We start from the raw sequence: 3292 nt of genomic DNA, 5'->3' as shown, positions 1-3292 counted from the left end.
AATGATAAAATAGTGGTGCTCATCAAGGTCCTTCTTTCTAATGGATTGTACGGTAACACCATTAAAGACCTTGATGGGTTTTTCTGTCCACTTAAATGTTCAACTTAAATTTTACAATCTGCCCTTATAATTGTAATATTAAGTTTATAGGGAGGAATTTGATAATGCGATTACACAAGGGACTGCTGGTATCATTAAGTGTCCTAGCTGGGATTACGCTGGGTTCTGCCGGTGTTACTAGTGCACATGCTGATGATAACGGCGCGGCAACTGCCAACACTAGTCAGACTGTTGCTATGGAAAAGACGACGTCAAGCGTTGCAACGACTGCGACAACTACTGACAGCAATGCTAACCAGACGGCTACTACGAATACTGAGACGGTTGCACCGACTACTGATCAGCAGGTTGCGGTGCAGAACAATGTGACGGTTTCTACGCCAAAGGCTTCTTCTAACGGTTGGGTCCAGGATGACAGTGGCTACTGGCAATATTTGCAGAATGGTAACCCGGTAAGTGATGGCTGGCAAAAGATCAATGGCCAGTGGTACTTCTTTAGCGGTGGCTACATGGAAGCCGATGGTGCCTACTCGACCGCGAGTACGGATGCAACGGGGACGGAGCTGTTCAGTAACTATTACTACTTCAACAACGATGGAACCTACCGGACAAATGGTTGGATTTGGAATAATCTTGGCGGTTGGCAATACGCAAACGCTAATGGTAAATTAGCCTATGGCTGGCAGCAGATTAGTGGTCAGTGGTACTACTTTGCCCCTGGCAAGGGTGGCCCATATATGGCTTCTAATGGCGTTTATGGGGATAACCATGGGAACTGGTACTCATTTGATTCAAAGGGTCGCTATCAGACCAATCACTGGGTCAATCAAAATGGTTCCTGGTCTTATGCTAATAACAATGGAATTTTAGTAACTGGCTGGCAGAGGATTAACGGCCACTGGTACTACTTCAATCAGGGCAGCAGTGAGATCGAATATGGGATGACCATTGGTGAGGCGCCAGCAGCAATGACTGGTTGGCAAAAGATCAATGGCAGCTGGTACTACTTTGATACCAACAACGCTTGGGCGCTGACTGGTTGGCAGAAGATCAATGGTCACTGGTACTGCTTTGATACCAACAATGCTTGGGCACTGACCGGCTGGCAAAAGATCAATGGCAATTGGTACTACTTTGATGCCAACAATGCTTGGGCAGATACTGGTTGGCAGAAGATCAATGGCAGCTGGTACTACTTTGATGCCAACAATGCTTGGGCACTGACTGGCTGGCAGAAGATCAATGGTCACTGGTACTACTTTGATGCCAACAATGCTTGGGCACTGACTGGTTGGCAGTGGATCAATGGTCACTGGTACTACTTTGACTCAACGAATACCTGGATGGTCACCGGAACACATACCATTGACGGGAAGACCTACACCTTTAATAACGATGGTCAGATGCAATAATTAATTTGGAAGACAAAAAAGTTCACCATTGTCGGTGGCTTTTTTCATTATTACCCGGGTTATGAAATTCTCTTCAGCCAAAAATCAGAAAATCGTTTTGAGAAATGAATTCATGCCTTGAATGATTATAATTAAGATTGTAAAGAAATTTGGGGGAGATTTGAAAATGCGACTAAGGAAAGAATTAATAATACCTTTAAGCATATTAGCCGGAATTGCTCTTGGCACCACAAGTGCAACGGGATACGCTGATAGCACACCAACCAATCAGGAAACAAATGCCAATATTCAAGCTGAGCAATCTATGGAACAAAATCCAACTGATGTGGTAAATTCAGAGCAAAAAGATGAGTTAGTTGATAATCAAGCGACTAACGAGGAGGAACAGCAGGCACCTCAAGATGATCTAACGGTTTCAACTGCTAAAGCGGCACATCCTGGGTGGAACCAGGATCAGTATGGATGGTCGTACTATCGGAATAATGGAACGTATCTTCGTAATCAGTGGCAATGGATTAATGGCAATTGGTATCTTTTTACTAATGATGGGTATATGGCTGCTAATGGGATTTACTATGCTCCTAATAATACGGACATGTATTGTTTCAATGGTGATGGACACTATTTAACAAATACATGGTTTAGATATAGCAGCTGGCGGTATGCAAAGTCAGATGGAATATTAGCTTCTGATTGGCAAAAGATCAATGGTCGTTGGTATTATTTTGATCCCGATTCTTTTTTGGCCCATCCTGCTGTTACAGGGTGGCAGAATCTGAATGGCCGTTGGTACTACTTTGATAATGATAATGCCTGGGCTGATACTGGTTGGCAAAAGATCAATAGTCATTGGTATTATTTTGATCCGACAAATGCTTGGGCAGTAACTAACTGGCAAAGAATTAACGGACGCTGGTATTATTTTGATAGTAATAATGCCTGGGCACTGGAAAACTGGCAAAAGATCAATGGTCGTTGGTACTATTTCGATTCAAATAATGCTTGGGCTGATTCGGGCTGGCAGCTTATTGATGGCAAGTGGTACTACTTTGATCCTACTAATGCTTGGGCTGACACTGGTTGGCAGAAGATTAATAACCACTGGTATTATTTTGACCCAGAAAATTGCTGGGCACTGCTTGGTATCCAGAAAATTAATGGCTGTTGGTACTATCTAGATCCAGTTGATGCTTGGATGTATACGGGAACACAGACTATTAATGGCAAACAGTTCACTTTTGCAACTGATGGTAAATATACTGGCCAAAGTGATTTGAGTAAGGAAAGACGTTACAATCCTGAAACTAAGGAAATGGAAACGCCAGTGAATGGCTACTTAATTTATTGGACTGAGCGTGGTGGGTATGCAGATGATCCGCATTCAAGTGATCAGGTTCAAAAACAAATATTGGTCACACCTTATCCTAAAATTAAGCTAACGCCGGTGTATATTGACAAAGCTAAGAAAGTTTATAATTATACTTACAATATTCCCGAATGGGTTGATACAGATTATTCTGATTACAACACCAAGGTTGAAACTGACGGACATGGACACATTACTGGGGAAAGTGCCAAAGTAGCTGCCATTTTTGCCGCCCAAATTATCAACTATATGCGAAAACAAATAGGTTCTATCCCTGTTAAGGTTAGCCAAGAATCCATAGCTGCTAACTATGATGCCGCTAAACTTAATGATCCCGGTTTGTAAAATTAAGTTAGAAACATAAAAAAGCCATCTGTGATAGACTTTTGAATAACCACAAACAAAAGCAAAGGATATCACAAATGACCTATCATCATCTTACCACACGCGAACT

At 42.3% G+C, this 3292-nt stretch carries 2 protein-coding genes; both read left to right on the top strand.

From position 1 onward, the window contains the following. Positions 1 to 164 precede the first annotated feature (164 nt). On the top strand, positions 165 to 1472 hold the full coding sequence (locus tag OCT58_RS10110; protein ID WP_267202704.1) for a hypothetical protein: 1308 nt from the start codon (positions 165 to 167) through the stop codon (positions 1470 to 1472). Positions 1473 to 1638: 166 nt separating this feature from the next. After that, positions 1639 to 3183, top strand: a complete 1545-nt coding sequence (locus tag OCT58_RS10105; protein WP_267202703.1) for a cell wall-binding repeat-containing protein — start codon at positions 1639 to 1641, stop codon at positions 3181 to 3183. Positions 3184 to 3292: the final 109 nt, after the last annotated feature.

The sequence above is a fragment of the Limosilactobacillus kribbianus genome, from assembly GCF_026413145.1.
GTDB classification, from domain to species: Bacteria; Bacillota; Bacilli; order Lactobacillales; family Lactobacillaceae; genus Limosilactobacillus; species Limosilactobacillus kribbianus.
Note: the sequence above shows the minus strand (reverse complement) of the source record. Positions and strands in the feature narration are given on the sequence as shown.